At 58.2% G+C, this 25,006-nt stretch carries 18 protein-coding genes and 1 tRNA gene; 15 read left to right on the top strand and 4 right to left on the bottom strand.

The features are described from left to right. The first annotated feature begins 174 nt into the window (after positions 1 to 174). From ACYZT0_RS28430 to ACYZT0_RS28415, 4 genes are all read left to right on the top strand, one after another. Positions 175 to 2,097, top strand: a complete 1,923-nt coding sequence (locus tag ACYZT0_RS28430) for a PrkA family serine protein kinase (protein WP_033056218.1) — start codon at positions 175 to 177, stop codon at positions 2,095 to 2,097. A 202-nt stretch (positions 2,098 to 2,299) separates the two neighbouring features. Then, positions 2,300 to 3,571 carry a YeaH/YhbH family protein gene (locus ACYZT0_RS28425; protein WP_462043978.1) on the top strand — a complete coding sequence of 424 codons (1,272 nt, stop codon included), beginning with the start codon at positions 2,300 to 2,302 and terminating at the stop codon, positions 3,569 to 3,571. Then, on the top strand, positions 3,568 to 5,130 hold the full coding sequence (locus tag ACYZT0_RS28420) for a SpoVR family protein (protein ID WP_462043977.1): 1,563 nt from the start codon (positions 3,568 to 3,570) through the stop codon (positions 5,128 to 5,130). Before ACYZT0_RS28425 ends, ACYZT0_RS28420 begins: the two co-directional genes overlap by 4 nt. A 63-nt stretch (positions 5,131 to 5,193) precedes the next feature. Further along, positions 5,194 to 6,423, top strand: coding sequence for a multifunctional CCA addition/repair protein (locus ACYZT0_RS28415; RefSeq protein WP_462043976.1), 1,230 nt, complete (start codon positions 5,194 to 5,196; stop codon positions 6,421 to 6,423). 94 nt (positions 6,424 to 6,517) lie between these two features. On the opposite strand, the gene folK is transcribed toward ACYZT0_RS28415, so the two are convergent. Beyond that, positions 6,518 to 7,036, bottom strand: coding sequence for a 2-amino-4-hydroxy-6-hydroxymethyldihydropteridine diphosphokinase (gene folK / locus ACYZT0_RS28410; RefSeq protein ID WP_462043975.1), 519 nt, complete (start codon positions 7,034 to 7,036; stop codon positions 6,518 to 6,520). Then, complete coding sequence (folB, locus tag ACYZT0_RS28405; protein WP_282381450.1) at positions 7,027 to 7,383, bottom strand: dihydroneopterin aldolase; 357 nt, start codon at positions 7,381 to 7,383, stop codon at positions 7,027 to 7,029. The genes folK and folB overlap by 10 nt, the downstream gene beginning before the upstream one ends. A gap of 74 nt (positions 7,384 to 7,457) precedes the next feature. Here folB and plsY point away from each other — a divergent pair, with 74 nt between their 5' ends. Continuing rightward, positions 7,458 to 8,027 carry a glycerol-3-phosphate 1-O-acyltransferase PlsY gene (plsY, locus tag ACYZT0_RS28400; protein ID WP_462043974.1) on the top strand — a complete coding sequence of 190 codons (570 nt, stop codon included), beginning with the start codon at positions 7,458 to 7,460 and terminating at the stop codon, positions 8,025 to 8,027. Positions 8,028 to 8,062: 35 nt separating this feature from the next. On the opposite strand, the gene tsaD is transcribed toward plsY, so the two are convergent. Next, positions 8,063 to 9,088: a tRNA (adenosine(37)-N6)-threonylcarbamoyltransferase complex transferase subunit TsaD gene (gene tsaD / locus ACYZT0_RS28395; RefSeq protein ID WP_462043973.1), complete on the bottom strand. Its 1,026-nt coding sequence runs from the start codon at positions 9,086 to 9,088 to the stop codon at positions 8,063 to 8,065. Positions 9,089 to 9,287: 199 nt separating this feature from the next. On the opposite strand from tsaD, the gene rpsU reads away from it, so the two are divergent. The 5 genes from rpsU (at position 9,288) to ACYZT0_RS28370 (ending at position 17,844) form a co-directional block, all read left to right on the top strand. Further along, complete coding sequence (rpsU, locus tag ACYZT0_RS28390) at positions 9,288 to 9,503, top strand: 30S ribosomal protein S21 (protein WP_002551877.1); 216 nt, start codon at positions 9,288 to 9,290, stop codon at positions 9,501 to 9,503. A 482-nt stretch (positions 9,504 to 9,985) separates the two neighbouring features. Continuing rightward, on the top strand, positions 9,986 to 11,965 hold the full coding sequence (dnaG, locus tag ACYZT0_RS28385) for a DNA primase (protein ID WP_462043972.1): 1,980 nt from the start codon (positions 9,986 to 9,988) through the stop codon (positions 11,963 to 11,965). Positions 11,966 to 12,032: 67 nt separating this feature from the next. Continuing rightward, positions 12,033 to 13,883 carry an RNA polymerase sigma factor RpoD gene (gene rpoD, locus ACYZT0_RS28380; protein WP_282381437.1) on the top strand — a complete coding sequence of 617 codons (1,851 nt, stop codon included), beginning with the start codon at positions 12,033 to 12,035 and terminating at the stop codon, positions 13,881 to 13,883. A gap of 122 nt (positions 13,884 to 14,005) precedes the next feature. Further along, a complete protein-coding gene (locus ACYZT0_RS28375; RefSeq protein ID WP_462043971.1) occupies positions 14,006 to 17,752 on the top strand; it encodes an EAL domain-containing protein in 3,747 nt (1,248 codons plus the stop codon). Positions 17,753 to 17,767: 15 nt separating this feature from the next. After that, a tRNA-Ile gene (locus tag ACYZT0_RS28370) sits at positions 17,768 to 17,844 on the top strand. A 437-nt stretch (positions 17,845 to 18,281) separates the two neighbouring features. On the opposite strand, the gene ACYZT0_RS28365 is transcribed toward ACYZT0_RS28370, so the two are convergent. Next, complete coding sequence (locus ACYZT0_RS28365; RefSeq protein ID WP_462046652.1) at positions 18,282 to 18,908, bottom strand: peptidase M41; 627 nt, start codon at positions 18,906 to 18,908, stop codon at positions 18,282 to 18,284. Between the two features lie 287 nt (positions 18,909 to 19,195). Here ACYZT0_RS28365 and ACYZT0_RS28360 point away from each other — a divergent pair, with 287 nt between their 5' ends. From ACYZT0_RS28360 to pqqA, 5 genes are all read left to right on the top strand, one after another. Next, positions 19,196 to 19,657: an Lrp/AsnC family transcriptional regulator gene (locus ACYZT0_RS28360; protein ID WP_462043970.1), complete on the top strand. Its 462-nt coding sequence runs from the start codon at positions 19,196 to 19,198 to the stop codon at positions 19,655 to 19,657. 156 nt (positions 19,658 to 19,813) lie between these two features. Further along, on the top strand, positions 19,814 to 21,496 hold the full coding sequence (locus tag ACYZT0_RS28355; protein WP_462043969.1) for a flavin monoamine oxidase family protein: 1,683 nt from the start codon (positions 19,814 to 19,816) through the stop codon (positions 21,494 to 21,496). A 12-nt stretch (positions 21,497 to 21,508) separates the two neighbouring features. Beyond that, the gene (locus ACYZT0_RS28350) at positions 21,509 to 22,303 is read left to right on the top strand and encodes a carbon-nitrogen hydrolase family protein (RefSeq protein ID WP_462043968.1); all 795 of its coding nucleotides are present in this window, start codon (positions 21,509 to 21,511) and stop codon (positions 22,301 to 22,303) included. A 38-nt stretch (positions 22,304 to 22,341) separates the two neighbouring features. Then, positions 22,342 to 24,774, top strand: a complete 2,433-nt coding sequence (pqqF, locus tag ACYZT0_RS28345) for a pyrroloquinoline quinone biosynthesis protein PqqF (protein ID WP_462043967.1) — start codon at positions 22,342 to 22,344, stop codon at positions 24,772 to 24,774. Positions 24,775 to 24,929: 155 nt separating this feature from the next. Further along, positions 24,930 to 25,004 (top strand): pyrroloquinoline quinone precursor peptide PqqA, encoded by a 75-nt coding sequence (gene pqqA, locus ACYZT0_RS28340; protein ID WP_009045898.1) that lies wholly within the window; start codon positions 24,930 to 24,932, stop codon positions 25,002 to 25,004. The last annotated feature ends 2 nt before the right edge of the window (positions 25,005 to 25,006 follow it).

The raw sequence follows: 25,006 nt of genomic DNA, 5'->3' as shown, positions 1-25,006 counted from the left end.
GCCATCCAAAACAGGGGAGAGCCGGTACACCGGCGCGCGGGTCATCGGGAGTAGCTTTCGGGGTAGTCAGCTCCGAAAGAGTTCTGGGGGGTAAACAGCGACTGCATATTCCGTCGCTGCCAGCATCGACTGAGTGATCCGGCGTCGGCTCCACGTATCGAGCGAGGTGACGTCATGAGTATCTTTAGCCACTTCCAACAACGCTTCGAGTCCACACGCCAGGAAGAACTCTCGCTGCAAGAGTATCTTGAGCTGTGCAAAAGTGACCGCAGCGCCTACGCCTCCGCCGCCGAGCGTCTGTTATTGGCCATCGGTGAACCGGAGCTTCTCGACACCTCGGCCAACTCGAGACTGTCGCGAATCTTTTCCAACAAGGTGATCCGTCGCTATCCGGCCTTTGAAGACTTCCATGGGATGGAAGAATGCATTGACCAGATCGTGTCGTATTTCCGCCATGCCGCTCAGGGCCTGGAAGAGAAGAAACAGATTCTCTATTTGCTCGGCCCTGTGGGTGGCGGTAAATCGTCCCTGGCCGAGAAGCTGAAACAGCTGATCGAGAAAGTGCCCTTTTACGCAATCAAGGGCTCGCCGGTATTCGAATCGCCCCTGGGTCTATTCAACGCCACCGAAGATGGCGCGATCCTCGAGGAAGACTTCGGCATTCCACGGCGTTACCTCAACACCATCATGTCGCCATGGGCTACCAAGCGCCTGGCCGAATTCGGCGGCGACATCAGCCAGTTCCGCGTGGTGAAGCTCTATCCGTCGATCCTCAACCAGATCGCCGTGGCCAAAACCGAGCCTGGAGACGAAAACAACCAGGACATCTCGGCACTGGTGGGCAAGGTCGATATTCGCAAACTCGAAGAATTCCCGCAGAACGACGCCGATGCCTACAGCTACTCGGGCGCACTGTGCCGGGCTAACCAGGGCCTGATGGAGTTCGTCGAAATGTTCAAGGCACCGATCAAGGTGCTGCACCCACTGCTGACCGCCACCCAGGAAGGCAACTACAACAGTACCGAAGGTCTGGGGGCGATTCCGTTTACCGGGATCCTGCTGGCCCACTCCAACGAATCGGAATGGCACACCTTCCGCAACAACAAGAACAACGAAGCCTTCATCGACCGGATCTACATCGTCAAAGTGCCTTACTGCCTACGGGTCAGTGACGAAGTGAAGATCTACGACAAGCTCCTGTTCAACAGCTCCCTTGCCAAGGCTCACTGCGCACCTGACACCCTGAAAATGCTCGCCCAGTTCACCGTACTCTCGCGCCTCAAAGAGCCGGAAAACTCCAACATCTACTCCAAGATGCGTGTGTATGACGGCGAAAACCTGAAGGACACCGATCCGAAGGCCAAGTCGATCCAGGAATACCGCGACAACGCCGGTGTCGACGAAGGCATGAACGGCCTGTCGACCCGTTTCGCGTTCAAGATTCTGTCGAAAGTGTTCAACTTCGATCCGCACGAAATCGCCGCCAACCCGGTGCATTTGCTTTACGTGCTGGAACAACAGATCGAGCAGGAACAATTCCAGGCCGAAACCCGCGAACGCTATCTGCGCTTCCTCAAAGAGTACCTGGCACCGCGTTATATCGAATTCATCGGCAAGGAGATCCAGACTGCCTATCTCGAGTCTTATAGCGAATATGGCCAGAATATCTTCGATCGCTATGTGCTGTACGCCGACTTCTGGATCCAGGACCAGGAATACCGCGACCCGGAAACCGGCGAAATCCTCAACCGCGTAGCGCTGAACGAAGAACTGGAGAAAATCGAAAAACCGGCCGGCATCAGCAATCCGAAGGATTTCCGCAACGAAATCGTCAACTTCGTACTGCGCGCCCGGGCCAATAACAACGGCAAGAACCCGACCTGGCTCAGCTACGAAAAACTGCGGGTGGTCATCGAGAAGAAAATGTTCTCCAACACCGAGGACCTCCTGCCAGTCATCAGCTTCAATGCCAAGGCCAGCAAAGAGGACCAGCAGAAGCACAACGACTTCGTCACACGGATGGTCGAGCGGGGCTACACCGACAAACAGGTACGACTGCTGTCCGAGTGGTACCTGCGGGTCAGAAAATCACAATAACCCGCTGCCGGTCAGACCGGTTGTCGTCAGTCAGAGGCCTGTGTGCGCATTTTCTGTTACATAGACCTCTGGAAGGTGTTCGAAAGTCGGTAGCGAGGTTCAGTCAGCGTCCAAAAGCGCTTGGGGCAGCGTGAACATCCCTTGGCACGGTCGATGCTGCATAACCGCTCGCCCCTTTCAGGACAGCTTCTAAGGAGCAGTCATGAGCTATGTGATCGACCGACGTCTCAATGGCAAGAACAAGAGCACGGTGAACCGTCAGCGGTTTCTGCGGCGTTACCGTGATCACATCAAAAAGGCTGTCGAAGAGGCGGTCAGCCGGCGCTCCATTACCGATATGGAACACGGCGAACAGATCAGCATCCCCGGCCGCGACATTGACGAGCCGGTGCTTCACCACGGTCGCGGTGGCAAGCAGACCGTCGTGCACCCGGGCAACAAGGAATTCACCAGCGGCGAGCACATCGCCCGCCCGCCCGGAGGTGGCGGTGGCAGAGGCCCCGGCAAGGCCGGCAACTCGGGCGAAGGGATGGACGAATTCGTCTTCCAGATCACCCAGGAGGAATTCCTCGAATTCATGTTCGAGGACCTTGAGCTACCCAACCTGGTCAAGCGCAACCTGACCGGCACCGACACTTTCAAGACCGTTCGCGCCGGGATCAGTAACGAGGGCAATCCGTCACGGATCAACATCATCCGCACCTTGCGCTCGGCTCATGCACGACGAATCGCCCTGTCTGGCAGCAGCCGGGCAAAATTACGCGAAGCCAAGGATGAACTGCTGCGACTCAAGCGGGATGAGCCTGATAACTTCGGCGATATTCAAGAAATCGAAGCAGAAATCGAAAAACTCAGTGCACGCATACATCGCGTACCGTTCCTCGATACCTTCGACCTCAAGTACAACCTGCTCATCAAGCAACCCAACCCCAGTTCGAAGGCAGTCATGTTCTGCCTGATGGACGTGTCCGGTTCCATGACCCAGGCGACCAAGGATATCGCCAAGCGCTTCTTTATCCTGTTGTACCTGTTTCTCAAGCGTAACTACGACAAGATCGACGTCGTATTCATCCGCCACCACACCAGTGCCCGGGAAGTGGACGAAGAGGAGTTTTTCTACTCCCGCGAAACCGGCGGCACCATCGTTTCCAGCGCCTTGAAACTGATGCAGGAGATCATGGCCGAACGCTATCCGAACACCGAGTGGAACATCTATGCCGCCCAGGCCTCCGACGGCGATAACTGGAACGACGACTCGCCGATCTGCCGCGACATTCTGATCAACCAGATCATGCCGTTCGTGCAGTACTACACTTACGTTGAGATCACCCCGCGCGAACACCAAGCCCTATGGTTCGAGTACGAACGCATCGCAGAAGCCTTCTCTGACACTTTTGCCCAGCAACAACTGGTCTCGGCCGGGGATATCTATCCGGTCTTCCGTGAACTCTTCCAGCGCAGGTTAGTGACATGACCGCCAAAGAGCAGAAGCGCCAACCCATTTCCACCGGCTCCGAATGGACGTTCGAGCTGATCCAGGCCTACGACAAAGAAATCAGTCGCCTAGCGGCTCGTTATGCCCTGGATACCTACCCCAACCAGATCGAAGTGATCACTGCCGAGCAGATGATGGACGCTTATGCCTCCGTCGGCATGCCGCTGGGTTATCACCATTGGTCCTACGGCAAACACTTCCTCAGCACCGAGAAGTCGTACAGCCGCGGGCAGATGGGGCTGGCCTACGAGATTGTGATCAACTCCGACCCATGCATCGCCTATTTGATGGAAGAAAACACTATCTGCATGCAGGCCCTGGTGGTTGCTCACGCCTGCTACGGCCACAACAGCTTCTTCAAGGGCAATTACCTGTTCCGCACCTGGACCGATGCCAGTTCGATCATTGATTACCTGGTCTTCGCCAAGCAGTACATCATGCAGTGCGAAGAGCGCCACGGCATCGACGCGGTCGAGGACCTGCTGGACTCCTGCCACGCCCTGATGAACTACGGGGTCGATCGCTACAAACGCCCGTATCCGATTTCCGCCGAAGAAGAACGCCGTCGGCAAAAGGATCGGGAAGAGCATTTGCAGAAACAGATCAACGATCTGTGGCGGACCATTCCAAAAGGTGCCGACAAGTACAGCGACAAGGACAACGCGCGCTTCCCTGCCGAACCTCAGGAAAATATCCTTTACTTCATCGAAAAACACGCACCGCTGCTGGAGCCATGGCAGCGGGAAATTGTGCGGATCGTGCGCAAGATCGCCCAGTATTTTTATCCACAGCGTCAGACGCAGGTGATGAACGAAGGGTGGGCCACGTTCTGGCACTACACCCTGATGAACGACTTATACGACGAAGGCCTGGTAACCGACGGCTTCATGATGGAGTTTCTGACGTCGCACACCAGCGTGGTCTATCAACCTGGCTTCGACAGCCCCTACTACAACGGCATCAACCCCTACACCCTGGGTTTTGCCATGTATCGGGACATCCGACGCATGTGTGAAAAGCCTACCGAAGAGGACTACCGTTGGTTCCCTGAGATTGCCGGCACTGACTGGCTGTCGAGCATCAAGTTCGCCATGAGCAGCTTCAAGGATGAAAGCTTCATCCTGCAGTATTTGTCACCCCAGGTGATCCGCGACTTGAAATTGTTCAGCATTCTCGATGACGACCAGAAGGACGATTTGCTGGTCCCCGCCATTCACGATGAACCCGGCTACCGGATCATCCGTGAAACCCTGGCGGCGCAGTACAACCTCGGCAATCGTGAACCCAACGTGCAGATCTACAGCATCGACCGGCGCGGCGACCGCTCTCTCACCCTGCGTCACCAGCAACATGACCGCAAACCGCTGGGCGAGTCCACCGAGGAAGTGCTCAAACACCTGCATCGCCTCTGGGGCTTCGACATTCACCTGGAAACCCTGCAAGGGGATCAGGTAATGAAAACCCAGCATGTTCCGCCCAGAAGTGAACACAGCGAAGGGGATTACGGCCGACTGGACTTGGCCGTCATTCATCTTTGATGCTGTTTCGGCCTCCGGAAGTTCGACGCAAAGGTTATTCTGTCGAGCTAACGGAGGTTTTTTATGCAGATTTATAAAGTCGGCGGTGCGGTACGCGATCGTCTGCTGGGCAAGCCTGTCACCGACATCGACTGGGTCGTGGTTGGCGCCACCACTGAAGAAATGCTCGCCAAGGGCTTTCGCCCGGTGGGTGCGGACTTCCCGGTTTTTCTTCACCCCAAAAGCGGTGAGGAATACGCCCTCGCCCGGACCGAACGCAAAAGCGGACGCGGTTATGGCGGCTTTACCTTTCACGCCAGCCCCGAAGTCACCCTCGAAGAAGACCTGCTCCGTCGTGACCTGACAATCAATGCCATGGCAGAAGACGATCAGCAGAACCTGACCGATCCTTACCATGGCCAACGGGATCTCAAGAATCACCTACTGCGCCACGTTTCCCCCGCATTCGCCGAAGATCCTCTCAGGGTTCTGCGCGTTGCCCGCTTCGCTGCTCGTTATGCGGGGCTCGGTTTCACCGTCGCACCTGAGACACTGGAACTGATGCGTCAACTTAGCGAATCAGGTGAACTCGAAGCCTTGACCGCGGAACGAAGCTGGAAAGAAATCTCTCGCGCCCTGATGGAAGACCAACCCCAGGTGTTCGTTGAGGTGCTTCGCGAGTGCGGTGCGCTCAAGGTGCTGATGCCGGAACTCGACGCGCTGTTCGGCGTACCGCAACCGGAAGTCCATCACCCGGAAATTGACACGGGCGTGCACACCCTGAGCGTGCTGGAGCAAGCGGCACTGCACAAACAACCACTCATCGTGCGCTGGGCCTGCCTGCTGCATGACCTGGGCAAGGGACTGACGCCCGAGGAGGAATGGCCCCGACACATAGCCCACGAGCATAAGGGCCTGAAACTGATCAAGGCGGTCAACGAACGCTTCAAGGCGCCGAGGGACTGTCAGGAACTGGCTCTGCTGGTCGGCGAATATCACACCCACGGCCATCGCGCCCTGGAGCTGAAGCCGTCGACCTTGCTGGAGTTGCTGCAACGTTTTGACGTTTACCGTCGACCGCAGCGGTTCGAGGATTTTATCGCGGCGTGCGAGATGGACGCGCGTGGACGCAAAGGGCTGGAACAGCGAAGTTATCCACAGGCGGATTATTTGCGCGGGGCGGCGAATGCCGCTCGGACCGTGGCGGTTCAGCCGTTGCTGGAGAAAGGATTCAAAGGGCCGGAGCTGGGTGAGGCGATCAAGCGTGAACGGCTCAAGACGTTGAAGACTTACAAAGACGCGGCGTCTGCCTGAAAGCATCGCGGGCAAGCCTCGCTCCTTGGTCCGCATTGTCCTGTAGGAGCGAGCGGTGCGGCGATCCGACTTGCCCGCGAAGGCGTCAGCAGGGTCACAGCAAATCCGAAGGCGTCAGCTGTTCACCGCGCCACTCAAAAGCCACCGGCACCAACACCTGATCAATCTGCGCCTCGCGCCACAACGTCGCGAAGCTCTTGCCTACCCCCGGATGCAAGCGGTCCGGTGCAATCAGCGATAACGGCCACAGCACGAAGGCATTTTTCAGAATTTCTGCCCGCGGCAGGATCAAGCCATCAAAGTTACCCACCAGATCGCCGAACAGCAGCACGTCGATATCCAGCGGTAAACCCTTGCGGTCCGGTGCATAACGGCCGTTGTCCGCCTCGATGAATTTCAACCGGCGATCCAACTCCATCAGCGGTAAATCGGTAAAAGCCGACACCACAAAATTAAAGAACGGCCCGCTCTTGATCCCCACCGGCTGGCTTTCGAACACCGCCGAGCAGCGTATATCCACCATGAAACCTGCCAAGGCTTCCAGGCCAGCCTGCAAATGGGATTCACGCTCGATATTGCTCCCGAGCCCGAGATACACCTGAGTCAGCGACATCCGCGCTCGATCTCCACGCCCACACCACCCGTGGCAGCCGGGATCGCACCTGGCTTGGTCAGTTTGAGGCGCATCCAGGTGATCTTGAATTCGCTCATCAGCACTTCAGCCAGACGTTCGGCGAAGGTCTCCACCAGCTGGAACTGCGCCTGCTCGGAAAAAGCCTGGATGCGCGACGAAACGCTTGCGTAATCGAGCGCCAGCGTCAGGTCATCACCGGCGGCGGCAGGGCGATTGTCCCAGGCGAAACTCAGATCAAGTCGCAAGCACTGTCGGATGCCTCGTTCCCAGTCGTAGGCACCAATCACGGTGTCGACTTCCAGTCCCTCGATAAACACTCTGTCCAAGCACTTTTCTCCGCTGCACGACAAGGGCGCATTGCGCCGTTAGAATCAGGGCGTCCTCGCCCGGAATAGTTAGCATGTTTTGGTTATTGGCGATCCTCGCCTACCTGCTTGGCTCTCTGTCCTTCGCCATTTTACTCAGCCGCCTGACCGGTAACCCCGATCCGCGAATGAGTGGCTCGGGCAATGCCGGCGCCACCAACATGTTGCGCCTGGCCGGCAAGAAACTCGCCGTCCTGACCTTGCTCGGCGACCTCTGCAAAGGCCTGCTGCCGGTGCTGATCGCAGGCATCGCGGGCCTTTCGCTGCAAGAACAGGCCTGGATCGGCGTCTGCGCCGTTATCGGTCACCTGTTCCCGCTGTACTTTCGTTTTCGCGGTGGCAAGGGCGTCGCCACTGCTGCCGGAATGTTGCTGGGTCTCTATCCGCCTGCTGCACTGCTGGCGGTCTGCGCCTGGCTGCTGACGTTCTACCTGACTCGCACCAGCTCACTGGCCGCATTGATCGCCACACCGCTGACCCTGCCGCTGCTTGCCTGGCAAGAACCGGCGGCACTGCTGCCCATGAGCGCACTCACGGGACTGATCGTCTGGCGCCATCGTGGCAATCTACGCGACCTGTTTGCCGGGCGCGAACGGCATTTTTAAATACCGGGCATGAGCGCCGCTCATCCCGCACGTCATCACAGCGCCGACAATTGCTCCATTGGCCAGCGCGCCTGCACGCTGATTGCCAGGCTTTCGTGCTGACCGGCCTGCAAGCGCTGGCAGCCGGCAAATGCGATCATCGCGCCGTTGTCGGTGCAGAACTCTGGACGGGCATAAAACACATCGCCCTTCATGTCGCCGAGCATTTTCTCCAGTGAAGTGCGCAGTGCCTTGTTGGCACTGACGCCGCCAGCGATCACCAGACGCTTCATGCCCGCCTGTTTCAGGGCACGCTTGCACTTGATGGTCAAAGTCTCCACCACGGCCTGCTGGAACGCCAGCGAGATGTCGCAACGGGCTTGCTCGCTGTCGTCCCCGGCGCTGACGCTTTGCTGCCAGGTGTTCAGGGCGAAGGTTTTCAAGCCACTGAAGCTGAAAGCCAGCCCTGGACGGTCGCACATCGGACGCGGAAAGACGAAACGCCCTGCAACCCCTTGCTCTGCGAGTCGCGCGATTTCCGGGCCACCCGGATAATTGAGGCCCATCATCTTCGCGGTCTTGTCAAAAGCTTCACCGGCGGCATCGTCGAGGGTCTCGCCCAAGAGCGTGTATTGACCGATCCCGTCGACCTGAACCAGTTGCGTATGACCGCCCGACACCAACAAAGCGACGAACGGAAATTCCGGTGGTTGCGTCTCCAGCATGGGCGCCAGCAGGTGACCTTCCATGTGGTGCACACCCAGCGCCGGAATGCCCCAGGCGAAGGCCAGCGCCTGAGCGCAGGAGGCGCCCACCAGCAAGGCACCGACCAGGCCAGGACCCGCGGTATAGGCGATGGCGTCGATCTCGGTCGGCACACAGTCAGCTTCGGCCAACACCTGACGAATCAAGGGCAGCATGCGTTTGACGTGGTCACGCGAGGCCAGCTCCGGCACTACCCCGCCATAGGCGCGGTGCAGGTCGATCTGGCTGAAAAGCGCGTCGGCCAGCAGGCCGCGTTCACTGTCATATAATGCGACACCAGTTTCGTCGCAGGAGGTTTCTAATCCCAGTACTAGCATGGGTTTGCGCCTTGTTTAGGCTGAATTCGAAGGCGCGCATAATAGTCGCCATGGGATGCCCCGACTAGCGGTTTTCGATCAGAGGCTTTGCATTCCGAGCGATGAGGGGTTAACATCCGCAACCCTTAAAAACCGACGTCTTCAAGTGCTCTTTTGCCACGAGGATGTTGACCCCGGTAATGAATGAAGGTAGCTCTGGATGCCAGCCGTCAAAGTAAAAGAGAACGAACCCTTCGACGTAGCTCTGCGTCGTTTCAAGCGCTCCTGCGAAAAAGCCGGTGTACTGGCTGAAGTTCGTAGCCGCGAATTCTACGAGAAGCCTACTTCTGAGCGTAAGCGCAAAGCAGCAGCCGCTGTTAAGCGTCACGCCAAGAAAGTTCAGCGCGAACAGCGCCGCGCCGTTCGTCTGTACTAATACACAGACGTTCGTAGCAAGCTTCTGCCAAGCCCGGCCCTCAGCCGGGCTAATGGCATTTGCGGACAACGCTTGATGCTTCACCGTCAAAGCCGCACACGCGACCGAGACAAATCTGCCTCACAGCGTCAGACCTGGCTCTTTTGCCAGCAGTGCACGTCTTTTCTGACGAGCCTTCCAAGGCTACTGACGAGCACACCCACTGATTCCTCTCATGACGATCAGCCCAAGGCACCTTCTTGCGTGCCAGTTTATGAGCTATCCGAGGCCATCGACAGGCCGCAGCCGGATTCAGCGCAACACTTTCAAATAGTCGAATACTGATTGGTACTAACGTCAGTGGATTTTCGGCAGATACACTTCCCGACAGCGATTACGCAGACGACACCGGTCGAGCCGCACATTTTGCGCGCCCCAAACAACGACCCGCATTCGGCCGCTCATCGTTTTGGGTCCATTTCAGCGCAGATGACGAGAACGCCATGGCCGGGCTAATTCCCCAGAGCTTCATTGACGACCTTCTGAACCGCACCGACATCGTCGATGTGGTCAGCTCGCGCCTGCAGATGAAAAAGGCTGGCAAGAATTACACCGCCTGCTGCCCGTTTCACAAAGAGAAAACCCCCTCCTTCAGCGTCAGCCCCGACAAGCAGTTCTATTATTGCTTTGGCTGCGGCGCTGGCGGCAACGCCCTCGGTTTTATGATGGACCACGACAACCTGGATTTCGTCCAGGCTGTCGAAGAACTGGCCAAAGCTGCCGGAATGGAAATCCCCCGCGAAGAAAGCGGACGGCCGCACAAACCGCGGCAGCCTACCGATTCGCCGCTGTACCCGCTGCTTACCGCCGCCGCCGACTTTTACCGCCAGGCCCTGAAAAGCCATCCGTCGCGTAAAGCGGCTGTGGATTATTTGAAAGGACGCGGCCTGACCGGTGAAATCGCTCGAGACTTCGGCCTCGGGTTTGCCCCGCCCGGCTGGGACAACCTGTTCAAGCACTTGAGCAGCGATACCCTGCAACAGAAAGCCATGATCGATGCTGGCCTGCTGATCGAGAACGCCGAAACCGGCAAACGCTATGACCGCTTCCGCGATCGCGTGATGTTCCCGATCCGTGACAGCCGCGGACGAATCATCGCTTTCGGCGGCCGGGTTTTGGGTGACGACAAGCCGAAATACCTGAACTCACCGGAAACCCCGGTATTCCATAAAGGCCAGGAGCTCTACGGCCTTTATGAAGCACGCAAGAACAACCGCAACCTCGACGAAATCATCGTCGTTGAAGGCTACATGGATGTTATCGCCCTCGCACAGCAAGGCCTGCGCAATGCTGTCGCGACCTTGGGCACCGCCACCAGTGAAGAGCACTTGAAGCGGCTGTTTCGCGTCGTGCCCAACGTGCTGTTCTGTTTCGACGGAGATCAGGCAGGCAGAAATGCCGCCTGGCGGGCATTGGAGGCGGCACTGCCAAGCCTGCAGGATGGGCGGCGCGCACGCTTTCTGTTCCTGCCCGAAGGCGAAGACCCGGACACGCTGGTCCGCTCCGAAGGCACTGACGCCTTCCGTGCACGGATTAACCAGCACGCCCAACCGTTAGCAGATTATTTTTTTCAACAGCTGACCGAGGAATCGGACCCTCGCTCGCTCGAAGGCAAGGCCCATATGGCCACCCTCGCCGCGCCGCTGATCGACAAAGTCCCGGGCGCCAACCTGCGAATCCTGATGCGTCAGCGCCTGACCGAAATTACCGGCCTGAGCGGTGAGGCCGTGAGCCAACTGGTGCACAGCGCGCCTCAGGAAGCGCCACCGGCTTACGATCCGGGTATCAATTACGACGCCATGCCGGATTACAGCGATTACCATCAGCCGCAGGCACAAGAGATGTACGTGCCGCAGCAGGACTGGATGCCGAAGAAACCAGGTGCGGGCGGCAAGAAGTGGGACAAGAAACCGTGGGACAAGAACGGTAAACGCGGCGGTGATCGCGACCAACACAGCGCCCCACGCACACCGATTGCAGTCGAAGCTCCAACGCTAATAGCGCTGCGCACCCTCATTCATCATCCGGAGCTGGCGGGCAAGGTAGAAACCGCCGATCACTTCGCGAATGAGAGCAACACGTACGCGCAACTGCTGGTAGCCCTCATCGGGGCCGTACAGAAAAATCCTAAGCTAAACTCTATCCAGCTAATGGCGCGCTGGCATGGGACTGAACAGGGGCGCCTGCTTAAGGCTTTAGCGGAAAAGGAGTGGCTGATTGAAGGCGACAACCTTGAACAACAGTTTTTAGACACCATTAATAGGTTATCGGCAAGTCAACACACAGATAGCCTGGAAGTACTTATCAGAAAAGCAAGGCAGCCAGGATTGACTGCGGAGGAAGCAATTCAGATCGCAAATCAGATGCGCGACCTATTAAAACGCAATATGGCTGTATCAGACCCGACCTCAACTGGCGCGTGAGGTCATAGCTCAGGTATAATCCTCGGCTTGTTTTTTGCCCGCCAAGACCTTCAGTGGATAGGGTGTTATGTCCGGAAAAGCGCAACAGCAGTCTCGTATCAAAGAGTTGATCACACTTGGTCGTGAGCAGGGCTACCTGACTTACGCGGAGGTCAACGACCACCTGCCGGAGGATATTTCAGATCCGGAACAGGTGGAAGACATCATCCGCATGATCAATGACATGGGGATCAACGTATTCGAGGTTGCGCCAGATAAGGATTCCCTTATGCTGGCCGACGCCGATACCGACGAAGCCGCGGCCGAAGAGGCAGCAGCAGCGTTGGCAGCGGTCGAGACCGACATTGGTCGCACCACCGACCCAGTGCGCATGTACATGCGTGAAATGGGTACGGTAGAGCTCCTCACACGTGAAGGCGAAATCGAAATCGCCAAACGTATTGAAGAGGGCATCCGTGAAGTGATGGGCGCAATCGCGCACTTCCCTGGCACGGTTGACCATATTCTCTCCGAGTACACTCGCGTCACCACCGAAGGTGGCCGCCTGTCCGACGTCCTGAGCGGTTATATCGACCCGGACGACGGCATTGCGCCGCCTGCAGCGGAAGTGCCACCGCCTGTCGATCCGAAAGCCGTGAAAGCGGACGACGACACCGAAGACGATGACGCCGAAGCGACGACTGATGACGAAGAAGAAGCCGAAAGCGGTCCGGATCCGGTCATCGCTGCACAGCGCTTTGGTGCTGTCTCCGATCAGATGGAAGTCACCCGCAAGGCGCTGAAAAAGCACGGTCGTGGCAACAAGCTGGCAATTGCCGAGCTAGTGCTCCTGGCTGAGCTGTTCATGCCGATCAAACTGGTTCCGAAGCAATTCGAAGGCCTGGTCGAGCGTGTTCGCAGTGCCCTGGATCGTCTGCGTCAGCAAGAGCGCGCGATCATGCAACTTTGCGTTCGTGATGCTCGTATGCCGCGTGCCGACTTCCTGCGCCAGTTCCCGGGCAATGAAGTCGACGAAAGCTGGACCGACGCACTGGCCAAAGGCAAAAGCAAATACGCTGAAGCCATTGGTCGCCTGCAACCGGACATCATTCGTTGCCAGCAGAAGCTGACCGCGCTGCAAACCGAAACCGGTTTGACGATCGCCGAGATCAAGGACATCAACCGTCGCATGTCGATCGGTGAGGCCAAGGCCCGCCGCGCGAAGAAAGAGATGGTAGAAGCGAACTTGCGTCTGGTGATCTCCATCGCCAAGAAGTACACCAACCGTGGGCTGCAATTCCTCGATCTGATCCAGGAAGGCAACATCGGCTTGATGAAAGCGGTAGACAAGTTCGAATACCGCCGTGGCTACAAATTCTCGACTTATGCAACCTGGTGGATCCGTCAGGCGATCACTCGCTCGATCGCCGACCAGGCCCGCACCATCCGTATTCCGGTGCACATGATCGAGACGATCAACAAGCTCAACCGCATTTCCCGCCAGATGTTGCAGGAAATGGGTCGCGAACCGACCCCGGAAGAGCTGGGCGAACGCATGGAGATGCCTGAGGACAAAATCCGCAAGGTATTGAAGATCGCTAAAGAGCCGATCTCCATGGAAACCCCGATCGGTGATGACGAAGACTCCCACCTGGGTGACTTCATCGAAGACTCGACCATGCAGTCGCCAATCGATGTCGCCACCGTTGAGAGCCTTAAAGAAGCGACTCGCGAAGTTCTGTCCGGCCTCACTGCCCGTGAAGCCAAGGTTCTGCGCATGCGCTTCGGTATCGACATGAATACCGACCACACCCTCGAGGAGGTTGGTAAGCAGTTCGACGTGACCCGTGAACGGATTCGTCAGATCGAAGCCAAGGCGTTGCGCAAACTGCGCCACCCGACGAGAAGCGAGCATTTGCGCTCCTTCCTCGACGAGTAACAACTAAACCCCCGGCCCAGGCCGGGGGTTTTGCTTTATGCAGATAATATCCCCCGCACTTCGCTCCCGCCGAATTGCCCGTCTACACTCGAACCATTCCCCCGAGCCATAACGAGACCGTTATGCCCAGACTGCCGACCGTGCTTTTTTTGCTGTCGCTACTGACCTGGACCGCAACGGCTGGCGCGCTGACGCTGACCGACGAAGAACGTAGCTGGCTGGCGGCACACCCGGATTTACGCCTTGGAGTCGATGCCTCATGGCCTCCCTTCGAGTTTCGCGACGATCAGGGCCGCTATCAGGGCCTTGCGGCAGACTATATCGACCTGATTCGCCAACGCCTGGCCATCAAGCTGACGCCCATCGAGCCCGTTAGCTGGACAGTCGTCCTGGAACAGGCCAAACAAGCCAAGCTGGACTTGTTGCCGGGCATCATGTCGACCCCGGAGCGCCAGGCTTACCTGTCATTCACCCGCCCCTACCTGGACTTTCCGATTGTCATCCTTGCCCATGTCGGAGGCCGCCAACCACGCAATCTCGAAGACCTGTATGGCCTGAAAGTCGCCGTGGTGGAAAACTACGCCCCCCACGAGCTGTTGCGCACCCACAATCCCGACCTGAATCTGGTGGCGATGCCCAATGTCAGCTCAGCGCTGCAAGCGCTGGCAACCGATGAAGTGGACGCAGTGGTAGGCGATCTCGCCTCCAGCGTCTGGAGCCTGCGCCAGCTCAAGCTCGACGGGCTCTACGTCAGCGGCGAAACCCCCTATCGCTACCAACTGGCTATGGGCGTGCCTCAGGACAACAAAATGCTGGTCGGCATTCTGGATAAAGTCCTGGCCGACATGACCTCGGACGAAATCAATGCCATTCAGGAGCACTGGGTCGGTAACGTCCTCGATCATCGAACCTTCTGGACCGATCTGCTGGTTTACGGTCTACCGGGGTTGCTGGTGCTCATCATCGTGCTGGCGGTGGTTATCCAGATCAACCGCCGACTGAGTTCAGAAATTGCCCGCCGGGTCGATCTTGAACAAGAACTGCGCAGCAGCGAATACCACTACCGCGGGCTGGTGGAGAGCCTTTCGGCCATCGCCTGGGAAGCGCGGATCAGCGATTTCACTTACAGCTATGTGTCACCCCATGCCGAGGATCTACTCGGCTACCCCCTGTCTCATTGGCTGATTCCGGGCTTCTGGCGCAACATTATCCACCCGGCCGACCTGACCCGCGCCCAGACCTTCTGCGATCACGAAGTACTGGCCGGGCGCGATCACAGCCTCGATTACCGGGTCATCACCGCCGATGGCCGCTGCATTTGGGTACGCGATATCGTCAGCCTGATTGAGCATGGGCATGAACCGGTGATGCGCGGGCTGATGATCGACATCAGCGAAGCCAAGCGCACTGAAGAGGCGTTGCGCCTGTCGGAACAGAAGTTCGCCTCGGTGTTCCAGCAATGCCCGGACATTCTGGTCATCGCGCGGCTCTCCGACGGCTGCCTGCTGGAGGTCAACGAAGCGTTCGAAGAACAGATCGGCCTCAAGGCCGAAGACGTCATCGGCCAGACGGCCACCGACCTGAATATCTGGGGCATACCCGGCGTCGGGCCGGGTTTGTTGCAGCGGTTGCAGGCCGGCAGCATCCGTAACCTGGAGATGCCCTTTTGCCGCAACAATGGCCAAGCGTTTACCGGCCTGATCTCCGCGGAACCGTTCGACCTCGATACAACCCCTGCGCTGGTGGTGGTGGTGCGGGACATCAGCCAGCTAAAGGAAACCCAGAAACAGCTGCAGACCTCCGAAGAGAAATTCGCCAAGGCCTTCCATGCTTCCCCCGACGGCTTGCTATTGTCCCGGCAGAGCGACGGTTTACTGCTTGAAGTCAACGAGGGTTTCAGTCGCATTACCGGTTTCAATAGCGCGATGTCCGTGGATCGCTCCGTCCTCGAGCTGGGGATCTGGGTCAATCTCAACGAACGCAAACAGATGCTCGATTTGCTTCACCGGGACGGTTTCGTCCGCGACTTCAGTTGCCATATACGCCGCAGCGACGGGCAGATCCGCCTCTGCGAGGTGTCCAGCCGTCCGCTGCCGATCGGCGATGAAGACTGCATGCTGACCATCGCCCGGGACATCACCGAGCGACACCTGATGCAGGAGAAACTGCAACAGGCCGCCACAGTATTCGAGAGCACCGCCGAGGGTGTATTGATCACCGACACTCAACAGCACATCAGCGCGGTCAATCGTGCGTTTACCGAAATCACCGGCTACAGCGAAAGCGAAGCATTGGGTCACACCCCTCGCCTGCTCGCCTCAGGCCTGCATGACAGCGCGTTCTACGCCGCCATGTGGCATCAGCTGACCGCCGAAGGTCATTGGCAGGGCGAAATTTCGAACCGGCGCAAGAATGGCGAGCTCTACCCGAGCTGGCTGACCATCAGTGCGGTGCGCAACAGGGACAAATTCGTCACCCACTTTGTCGCGGTGTTCGCGGACATTTCCAGCCTCAAACACGCCCAGGCCAAGCTCGATTACCAGGCACACCACGACCCGCTGACCGGCCTGCCGAATCGCACGCTGTTCGAGAGCCGATTGCTGACCGCGCTCAACAACCAGCAGGAAAACGGTGGCCAGGGCGCGGTGCTGTTCCTGGACCTGGACCGTTTCAAACACATCAACGACAGCCTGGGTCACCCGGTCGGCGACCTGCTGCTCAAGGGCATTGCCGTGCGCCTCAAGGAACAGTTGCGTGACATCGACACCGTGGCGCGACTGGGCGGCGACGAATTCATCATCCTGCTGCCGGGGCTGCAGCAATCCAGTGACGCCGACAACATCGCGGCCAAGTTGCTCAATTGTTTCGCCGCACCGTTCCAGGCCGGCGAACATGAGTTTTTTATCAGCGCCAGTATCGGCACCAGCCTGTATCCCAAGGATGGCTGCGACGTCGCCACGCTGGTCAAGAACGCCGATGCGGCGATGTACCGCTCCAAGGCCAAGGGTCGCAACCGGGTCGAAAGCTACACCCGCGACCTCACCGCTCAAGCCAGCGAGCGAGTGGCACTGGAACATGAACTGCGACGCGCGATCGAGCGCAATGAGCTGCACCTTCATTATCAACCGAAGATCAGCTTGGGCGACCATCGCCTGGTCGGCGCAGAAGCGCTCATTCGCTGGCGCCACCCGACCTTCGGCGATGTGCCGCCGGAGCACTTCATTCCGCTGGCCGAAGAAAACGGCATGATCCTGCAAATCGGCGATTGGGTTCTCGAAACCGCCTGCCGGCAGATGTTCGAGTGGAATCGGGTGTACGAACCAGTCGGCCCGCTGTCGGTCAACCTCGCGGGAGCTCAGTTGCGTCAGCCGAACCTGCTTGGCCGGATCGAACAATTGCTCAAGGACAACCGCCTCAAACCCGGTTTCCTGCAACTGGAAATCACCGAAAACTTCATCATGAGCCAGGCTGAAGAAGCACTGGCAGTACTGCACCAACTCAAACACCTGGGTGTGCAACTGGCGATCGACGACTTCGGCACCGGTTACTCGTCCTTGAGTTACCTCAAACGTCTGCCGTTGGACATTCTCAAGATCGACCAGTCTTTCGTCCGTGGCCTGCCAGATGATCCCCACGATGCAGCCATCGTTCGCGCCATCATTGCCCTGGGCCGCAGCATGCAATTCACCATCATTGCCGAAGGCGTCGAAACCCTCGCGCAGCAGCAATTCCTGGCTGCCGAAGGCTGTGAACAGATCCAGGGCTACATCGTCAGCCTGCCCTTGCCACCCGACGAATTTTCCGCGACGTTTCTTCGTATAGCCATTTCAGACTTTTCGGATAGCACAGCGGAGAAACCGTCGCTATAATCCGCGGCCTACTGAGGGCCTATAGCTCAGTTGGTTAGAGCAGAGGACTCATAATCCTTTGGTCCACGGTTCAAGTCCGTGTGGGCCCACCAAACAAAAAAGCCGCGCAATGCGCGGCTTTTTCGTACCTGATGTTTAATTCAGTTTGCTTCGTGCCATGTTGTGCTTTTCTTCGACGGGATATTCTCCGGACGTCGCTGACCATTCAGCGATCGGGCTTGGAAACCCGACGAGCGAATCGCAACAACGCGCCCAACATGACCGCAGACGTTTTACGGCTGCAATCGCTGTGTCATGGCGGCTGTGCGTGGGACGTCTTCGGACGTGCCGGTTTCCTAGGCTCCCGGTTTCCAACCTGCGCACAGCTGCCACCCATTCGCCTGGAAACGAACGTGGCAGCTCCTCAAGCTTAGGAGATACACCATGAGCAAAACAGACTCGTCCCAACTTCAGAACTGAAACCATCGGCTTCACCCCTTTGATTTATCGCTCGAACCAAGCGCTATTCAACGTCCGCGTCGCGCCCCTATCAGCTAGCCTGCACGGGCCACATCCGTTCAAGCATTTCCCCCGTCAACACGACCTCATACGTATCCGCCGCCCTACCCCACTGCTCCACGATGACCATGCCGTCCACCAGTGCTCCTGCCAATCCGGTAATCGTATCGGCCAATTCCTCTACGATTTCTTGAGTCCGAAACCACACGCGATCGGTAATCTCTTTCAGCTCAGCCGTTACGCGGTCAGACGAAGCCGGAACCGTGTCGGGGTAGGCGATATTGCGCAGCAAGTGCCGTAACTCCCTTATTTTTGCGTAGTCCTGTTCTGCCCCCAGCTCTCCTTTCAGGATGGTTGCCGCTTTCGACTTATCGACGCGTTTTTCGGCCGAATGTTTTGAAGGCAATGTCTGCCCCATAGCGCCAGCAAGGAGGACCATCATCCGGGCTTCCAAATGCTCCTTCATCGCGTCTATCGACGAAATGGATCGCGCCAAGGTGATGGAAGCGCCCCCGTTATGTCTTAAGTCCATGGTCACTGTCAGGGTCACGCCGCCCGTTGCAAACCCCAGAGCTCGGGCCATGACGTAATGCCCCATTTCGTGATGCGCAATCTGCATTGCATGGTCCCGTATAGCGGGAGGCATCTTGTTCGTCATTTCCATCACCTCGCATCCCTCGATTTCGCATTCGACTACGAGTGACTGTTGCTGTCCATCCTATCGTCCTGTTGATGGCGTAGCGCTAAGCTATCGCCATGGGAAGTACAGACGGGTCAGTTCGCTCAGCCAAAAAAGTCGCGCAATTGCGCGGCTTTTTCGTACCTGCGTTTCAGACTTTACTTCGGCAACGCGTACGCAATCACGTAGTCACCCCGCCCACGAGCGCTGCGCGGGATGTGCCTGTAACATGCCAACCCATTGATCTGTGCTGCTGGAGACGACCTTTGCCTGACACTCGCCCACCCGTTCTTGACGAAATCGACCGCCAATTGATCGCAGCCCTGCAAATCAATGCCCGGGAGAGCGTGGCCATGCTCGCGCGACAATTGAGCATCGCTCGCACCACCGTCACTTCGCGATTGGCTCGGCTGGAAAAGGCCAAAGTAATCACCGGTTACGGCGTGCGTTTAGGTCAACGTTTCGTGGATGGCGGCTTGCAGGCGTATGTCGGGATCACGGTGCAACCACGCTCGGGCAAGGAAGTGTTGCGACGTCTCAGCGCGATGGCTCAGGTGCAGCAGTTGTGCGCGGTCAGTGGCGAATTTGATTACGTGGCGTGGTTACGCACCGACTCACCTGAGCAACTGGATCAGTTGCTCGATCAAATTGGCAGCGTGGATGGCGTGGAGAAGACCACGACCTCGATCATTCTCAGCAGCAAGATTGATCGCGGCCAGCCGGTTTAATCCAAATTGTTCGTAGTGCTCGTCTAATTGCAGTGTTAACAAGCAAAACGACGACACATTGCGTCTTATTAACGTGTTCTACGCTCTCTAGAATGGCTGCCATCTTTTCCTATACTCAGACGCGCATCCCGCGTCGGGTCGCCAGCAAGGTCAGCCATGAACAAGAACAATCGCCATCCTGCAGACGGTAAAAAACCAGTCACCATCTTTGGTCCGGACTTTCCCTTCGCCTTTGACGACTGGATCGAGCACCCGGCCGGCCTTGGCAGCATCCCTGCGCACAACCATGGCGCCGAGGTAGCGATCGTCGGCGCCGGTATCGCCGGTCTGGTGGCGGCGTACGAATTGATGAAACTGGGCCTCAAACCCGTCGTCTACGAAGCCTCGAAAATGGGCGGCCGTCTGCGCTCCCAGGCATTCAACGGTGCTGAAGGCATCGTCGCCGAGCTCGGCGGCATGCGCTTCCCAGTGTCGTCCACCGCGTTTTATCACTACGTCGACAAGCTGGGCCTGCAAACCAAACCCTTCCCGAACCCGCTGACACCTGCCTCGGGCAGCACGGTGATCGACCTCGAAGGCCAGACCCATTACGCACAGAAACTGGCGGATCTTCCTGCACTGTTCCAGGAAGTCGCCGATGCCTGGGCCGATGCACTGGAAGCCGGTTCGCAGTTCGCTGACATCCAGCAAGCAATCCGCGACCGCGATGTACCGCGCCTCAAAGACCTGTGGAACACCCTCGTTCCGCTGTGGGACGACCGCACCTTCTACGACTTCGTTGCCACTTCCAAAGCCTTCGCCAAGCTCTCTTTTCATCATCGCGAAGTGTTCGGCCAGGTCGGTTTCGGTACCGGCGGCTGGGACTCGGACTTCCCGAACTCGATGCTGGAAATCTTCCGCGTGGTCATGACCAACTGCGACGACCACCAGCACTTGGTGGTCGGCGGCGTGGAACAAGTGCCGCTGGGCATCTGGCGCCATGTGCCGGAGCGTTGCGTGCACTGGCCTGAAGGCACCAGCCTCAGTTCGCTGCACAGCGGCGCACCACGTTCCGGTGTGAAAAAAATCGCCCACGCACCGAACGGCCGTTTTACGGTCACTGACAACTACGGCGACACACGCGAATATGCGGCGGTGCTGACCACCTGCCAGAGCTGGCTGCTGACCACCCAGATCGAATGCGACGAAACCTTGTTCTCGCAAAAGATGTGGATGGCCCTGGACCGCACCCGCTACATGCAATCGTCGAAAACCTTCGTGATGGTCGACCGGCCATTCTGGAAGGACAAGGATCCGGAAACCGGTCGCGACCTGATGAGCATGACCCTCACCGATCGCTTGACCCGCGGCACTTACCTGTTCGACAACGGCGACGACAAGCCCGGCGTGATTTGCCTGTCGTACTCGTGGATGAGCGACGCGTTGAAAATGCTCCCGCACCCGGTGGAAAAGCGCGTGAAGCTGGCACTGGACGCGTTGAAAAAGATCTACCCGAAAGTCGACATCGCCGCGCGGATCATCGGCGATCCAATCACCGTGTCCTGGGAAGCCGACCCGCATTTCCTCGGTGCTTTCAAAGGCGCCCTGCCCGGCCACTACCGCTACAACCAGCGCATGTACGCGCACTTCATGCAGGCCGACATGCCGGCCGAGCAACGCGGCATCTTCATCGCCGGCGACGACGTTTCGTGGACGCCAGCCTGGGTCGAAGGCGCGGTGCAGACCTCGCTCAATGCGGTGTGGGGCATCATGAAACACTTCGGCGGTGAAACTCACGCCGAGAACCTGGGTCCAGGAGATGTGTTCAACGAGATCGGTCCGATCGCCTTGCCCGAGTAAGAGGAATCCGAAATGCGCGTAGCCCTTTACCAATGTCCACCGCTACCCCTGGAGGTTGCTGGCAACCTGCAACGCCTGCATCAATTGGCGCTGGAAGCCAAGGGTGCAGACTTGCTGGTGCTGCCGGAGATGTTCCTGACCGGCTACAACATCGGCCTCGACGCGGTCAGCGTGCTGGCGGAGGTGTACAACGGTGAGTCGGCGCAACAGATCGCGCGCATTGCCAAGACGGCCGGGATCGCCATTTTGTATGGCTACCCCGAGCGCGCCGAGGACGGGCAGATCTACAACGCCGTGCAGTTGATCGATGCCAATGGTGAGCGCTTGTGCAACTACCGCAAGACTCACCTGTTCGGCGACCTCGATCACTCTATGTTCAGCGCCGGAGGGGATGATTTCCCGCTGGTCGAGCTCAATGGCTGGAAGCTCGGTTTCCTGATCTGTTACGACATGGAGTTCCCGGAAAACGCCCGACGCCTGGCCCTGGCCGGTGCCGAGCTGATTTTGGTGCCGACGGCGAACATGATTCCCTTCGATTTTGTTGCCGATGTCACCGTCCGTGCCCGGGCCTTCGAAAACCAATGTTATGTGGCTTACGCCAACTACTGCGGCCACGAAGGCGACATCCATTACTGCGGCCAAAGCAGCATCGCCGCGCCGGATGGCAGCCGTATCGCCCAGGCCGGGCTGGATGAAGCGTTGATTGTGGGCGAGCTGGATCGACAGTTGATGGTCAATTCCCGCGCTGCCAATCGCTATCTGCTCGATCGCCGCCCCGAGCTTTACAGCGAGCTGAACAAGCGCTGATCCGCTAGCATTAGCGCTTCTCTGTTCTGGAAGTGCTCATGCCTGCGCTGAACCACCCCCATCTTCACACTGAAACCCTGGCCAACGGTCTGCGGGTGACGTTGCGTCATGTGCCCGATTTGAAGCGCAGTGCTGCTGCGTTGCGAGTCGCTGCTGGCAGCCATGACGTGCCACTGGCATGGCCCGGGCTGGCGCACTTTCTCGAACACCTGCTGTTTCTCGGTACAGAGAGCTTTCCCGCTGGCCTTGGGCTGATGGCCTACGTCCAGGGTCATGGCGGTCAGGTGAATGCCAAGACCAGCGAACGCACCACGGACTACTTTTTCGAATTACCGCCTCAGGCGTTTTCCGGGGGACTGGAGCGCCTGTCGGACATGCTCGCTCATCCGCGTATGACTACGGACGATCAGCGGCGGGAACGGGAAGTGCTGCACGCAGAATTTGTCGCATGGTTTCGGGATACGGCCGCTCAGCAGCAATTTGCACTCTTCGATGGCCTTTCAGCGGCGCACCCACTGCGAGGGTTTCACGCCGGCAACCGTGACAGCCTGCCGGTGGGGCAACCGGAGTTTCAGCAATCCCTGCAGGATTTCTATCAGCGGTTTTACCAGACCGGGCAGATGACCTTGAGCCTGGCCGGGCCGCAGAGTCTGGATGAGTTGAAAGGCATGGCCCACGCATTCGCGGCCGTCATTACCGAGGGCAAAACAGTCCCGCAACAAACGCCTACGCCGCTGAGGGAATCTTCGGACAATAGTTATCAACAGTCTGGAGAGCGTCGGTTAGACCTGCTTTTCACTTTTGAAGCGCTACCAGAGGTATCGCCCGAAGCGTTGGCGTTCCTGTGCCATTGGTTGAACGCTGCGAAACCCGGTGGTCTGCTGGCGCAATTGCGTGAGCGCGGGCTGGCTGACAGCCTGAGAGCCGCGCCGCTGTATCAATTCGCCGACCAGGCCTTATTGCACATCGAATTCACGGTGCCTGCCAAGGCGACTCCCACTGGGATCCGCGAGCAACTACTGGATTGGCTTGGATTCTTTGCCTCACAGCAACCCTGGACGGGGTTGCGCGAAGAATACGCCACCCTGCTGCAACGCCAGCAGCACGTCAGCGGTGCCCTGCAACTGGCCCGGCTGGACTGCGAGCAGCGTGAAACAGGGTTATCCGAATCGAGCGTTACAGCGCTCAAGGAAATACTGAAACAAATCGGCGCTGTGGATAACTTCACCGGCCAATGGCAACTGCCAACACCCAATCCGTTTTTGCGCGCCGAGGCTCCGGCCCCGAGCGCCGGACTTATCCGCGGCCAGACCAGCAAACACCGAGGCCTGCGGACCTTTGCCCAGGATCGTTCGCGAGGCCGTCGCGAACGTTCGCCCATGCAGTTCAGTCAGGCGTTGCCGGATAACACTGCCGAAGGTGCCGTTTACCTGCGCTGGCGTCTGGACTCGGCACCTCGTAGCAACCTTCAGGCAAGCCTGGAAAACCGTCTGCAGCCATTGCGTGAAGACGCTCATCAGGCAGGTGTCGACTTTTCCTTCAGCGCATCAGGCAATGAATGGCTGCTGAAAATGACCGGGCTACAGGAGCCGATGCCGGTAATCCTGGAACATGCACTGACAGAGCTGACAAAGCCTGATGCCGGTTTCTCACAAGAAACACCCACGAGCGTTGCGTTGATACCGATTCGACAGCTGCTTAAAGCGCTGCCCGATCACCTCCTTGAGTGCACCGCTGACTCGGACGACCTTACGCAACTTTGGTCAAGTGCGCGCTGGGATGGTCTGGCGACCGGTCTGTCCGCCCAGACACAAGCGGCGATGGGCTTTGCCTTGAGTCGTGTGCCCGGCACTGCGGGCAATCAACTGACGCCACCCTCCCCGATAAGCGCGCGGCGTCTCTGGAGCGCTGTCGATACCGGGTCCAGTGAACACGCGCTGTTACTCTTCTGTCCGACCGCAACCCGGGACATCGCTGACGAAGCCGCCTGGCGCTTGCTCGCTCATCTCTGCCAGACGCCGTTTTACCAACGCCTGCGGGTCGAGCTTCAGCTCGGTTATGCGGTGTTCAGTGCCCTGCGGCAGATCCATGGGCAGACGGGGCTGCTGTTCGGCGTGCAATCGCCCAGTGTCGCCCCTCAGGATCTGCTGGAACACATCGAACATTTCCTGAGCGGATTGGCCGGGATGATCAACGACATTGATGACGTGACCTTCATCGACCAGCGCCAGGCATTGGCCGATCAATTCGATCACGCGGCGCTACCCGATACGCAGGGCGCTGAACTGCTCTGGCAAAGCAAACTGGCTGGCCACTCGTCGGATTACCTGGAGCTTCTGCCTCAGACGATTCTGATGATCGACCGTGAAATGTTACTGGCCGCAGCCCATCGACTGAATCAGGCAGAAGGTGGTTGGCGCTGTCTGGCCAGCGGACCTTGCCCGGCCTCGCCTTGGCAAGCGGCAAAATGATCATTACCAGTGCTGCAATTAGCTTTCTCAAAGATTCCCGGCCAATCGACCTGAAATTTTGAGTAACATAGCCACCTAACTATCTGAACATCTCCAGCTGGAGGTGGACTATATGTATAGATCTAAACTGTCCCATCACCTGAAGGAGCGCTTCTATGTCCTGGTCCAAACCTGCTTACACCGACCTGCGTATCGGCTTTGAAGTCACCATGTATTTCGCAAGCCGCTAAGT

The sequence above is a fragment of the Pseudomonas sp. ZS1P83 genome, assembly GCF_054897825.1.
This window is presented reverse-complemented; position numbering and strand designations above follow the sequence as displayed.

Bases quoted from the DNA above. Each gene is read 5' to 3' on its own strand.
- ACYZT0_RS28430 (WP_033056218.1), top strand. From the start codon at position 175: ATGAGTATCTTTAGCCACTTCCAACAACGCTTCGAGTCCACACGCCAG.
- ACYZT0_RS28425 (WP_462043978.1), top strand. From the start codon at position 2,300: ATGAGCTATGTGATCGACCGACGTCTCAATGGCAAGAACAAGAGCACG.
- ACYZT0_RS28420 (WP_462043977.1), top strand. From the start codon at position 3,568: ATGACCGCCAAAGAGCAGAAGCGCCAACCCATTTCCACCGGCTCCGAA.
- ACYZT0_RS28415 (WP_462043976.1), top strand. From the start codon at position 5,194: ATGCAGATTTATAAAGTCGGCGGTGCGGTACGCGATCGTCTGCTGGGC.
- folK (WP_462043975.1), bottom strand. From the start codon at position 7,036: ATGTCGCTGACTCAGGTGTATCTCGGGCTCGGGAGCAATATCGAGCGT.
- plsY (WP_462043974.1), top strand. From the start codon at position 7,458: ATGTTTTGGTTATTGGCGATCCTCGCCTACCTGCTTGGCTCTCTGTCC.
- tsaD (WP_462043973.1), bottom strand. From the start codon at position 9,088: ATGCTAGTACTGGGATTAGAAACCTCCTGCGACGAAACTGGTGTCGCA.
- rpsU (WP_002551877.1), top strand. From the start codon at position 9,288: ATGCCAGCCGTCAAAGTAAAAGAGAACGAACCCTTCGACGTAGCTCTG.
- dnaG (WP_462043972.1), top strand. From the start codon at position 9,986: ATGGCCGGGCTAATTCCCCAGAGCTTCATTGACGACCTTCTGAACCGC.
- rpoD (WP_282381437.1), top strand. From the start codon at position 12,033: ATGTCCGGAAAAGCGCAACAGCAGTCTCGTATCAAAGAGTTGATCACA.
- ACYZT0_RS28375 (WP_462043971.1), top strand. From the start codon at position 14,006: ATGCCCAGACTGCCGACCGTGCTTTTTTTGCTGTCGCTACTGACCTGG.
- ACYZT0_RS28365 (WP_462046652.1), bottom strand. From the start codon at position 18,908: ATGACGAACAAGATGCCTCCCGCTATACGGGACCATGCAATGCAGATT.
- ACYZT0_RS28355 (WP_462043969.1), top strand. From the start codon at position 19,814: ATGAACAAGAACAATCGCCATCCTGCAGACGGTAAAAAACCAGTCACC.
- ACYZT0_RS28350 (WP_462043968.1), top strand. From the start codon at position 21,509: ATGCGCGTAGCCCTTTACCAATGTCCACCGCTACCCCTGGAGGTTGCT.
- pqqF (WP_462043967.1), top strand. From the start codon at position 22,342: ATGCCTGCGCTGAACCACCCCCATCTTCACACTGAAACCCTGGCCAAC.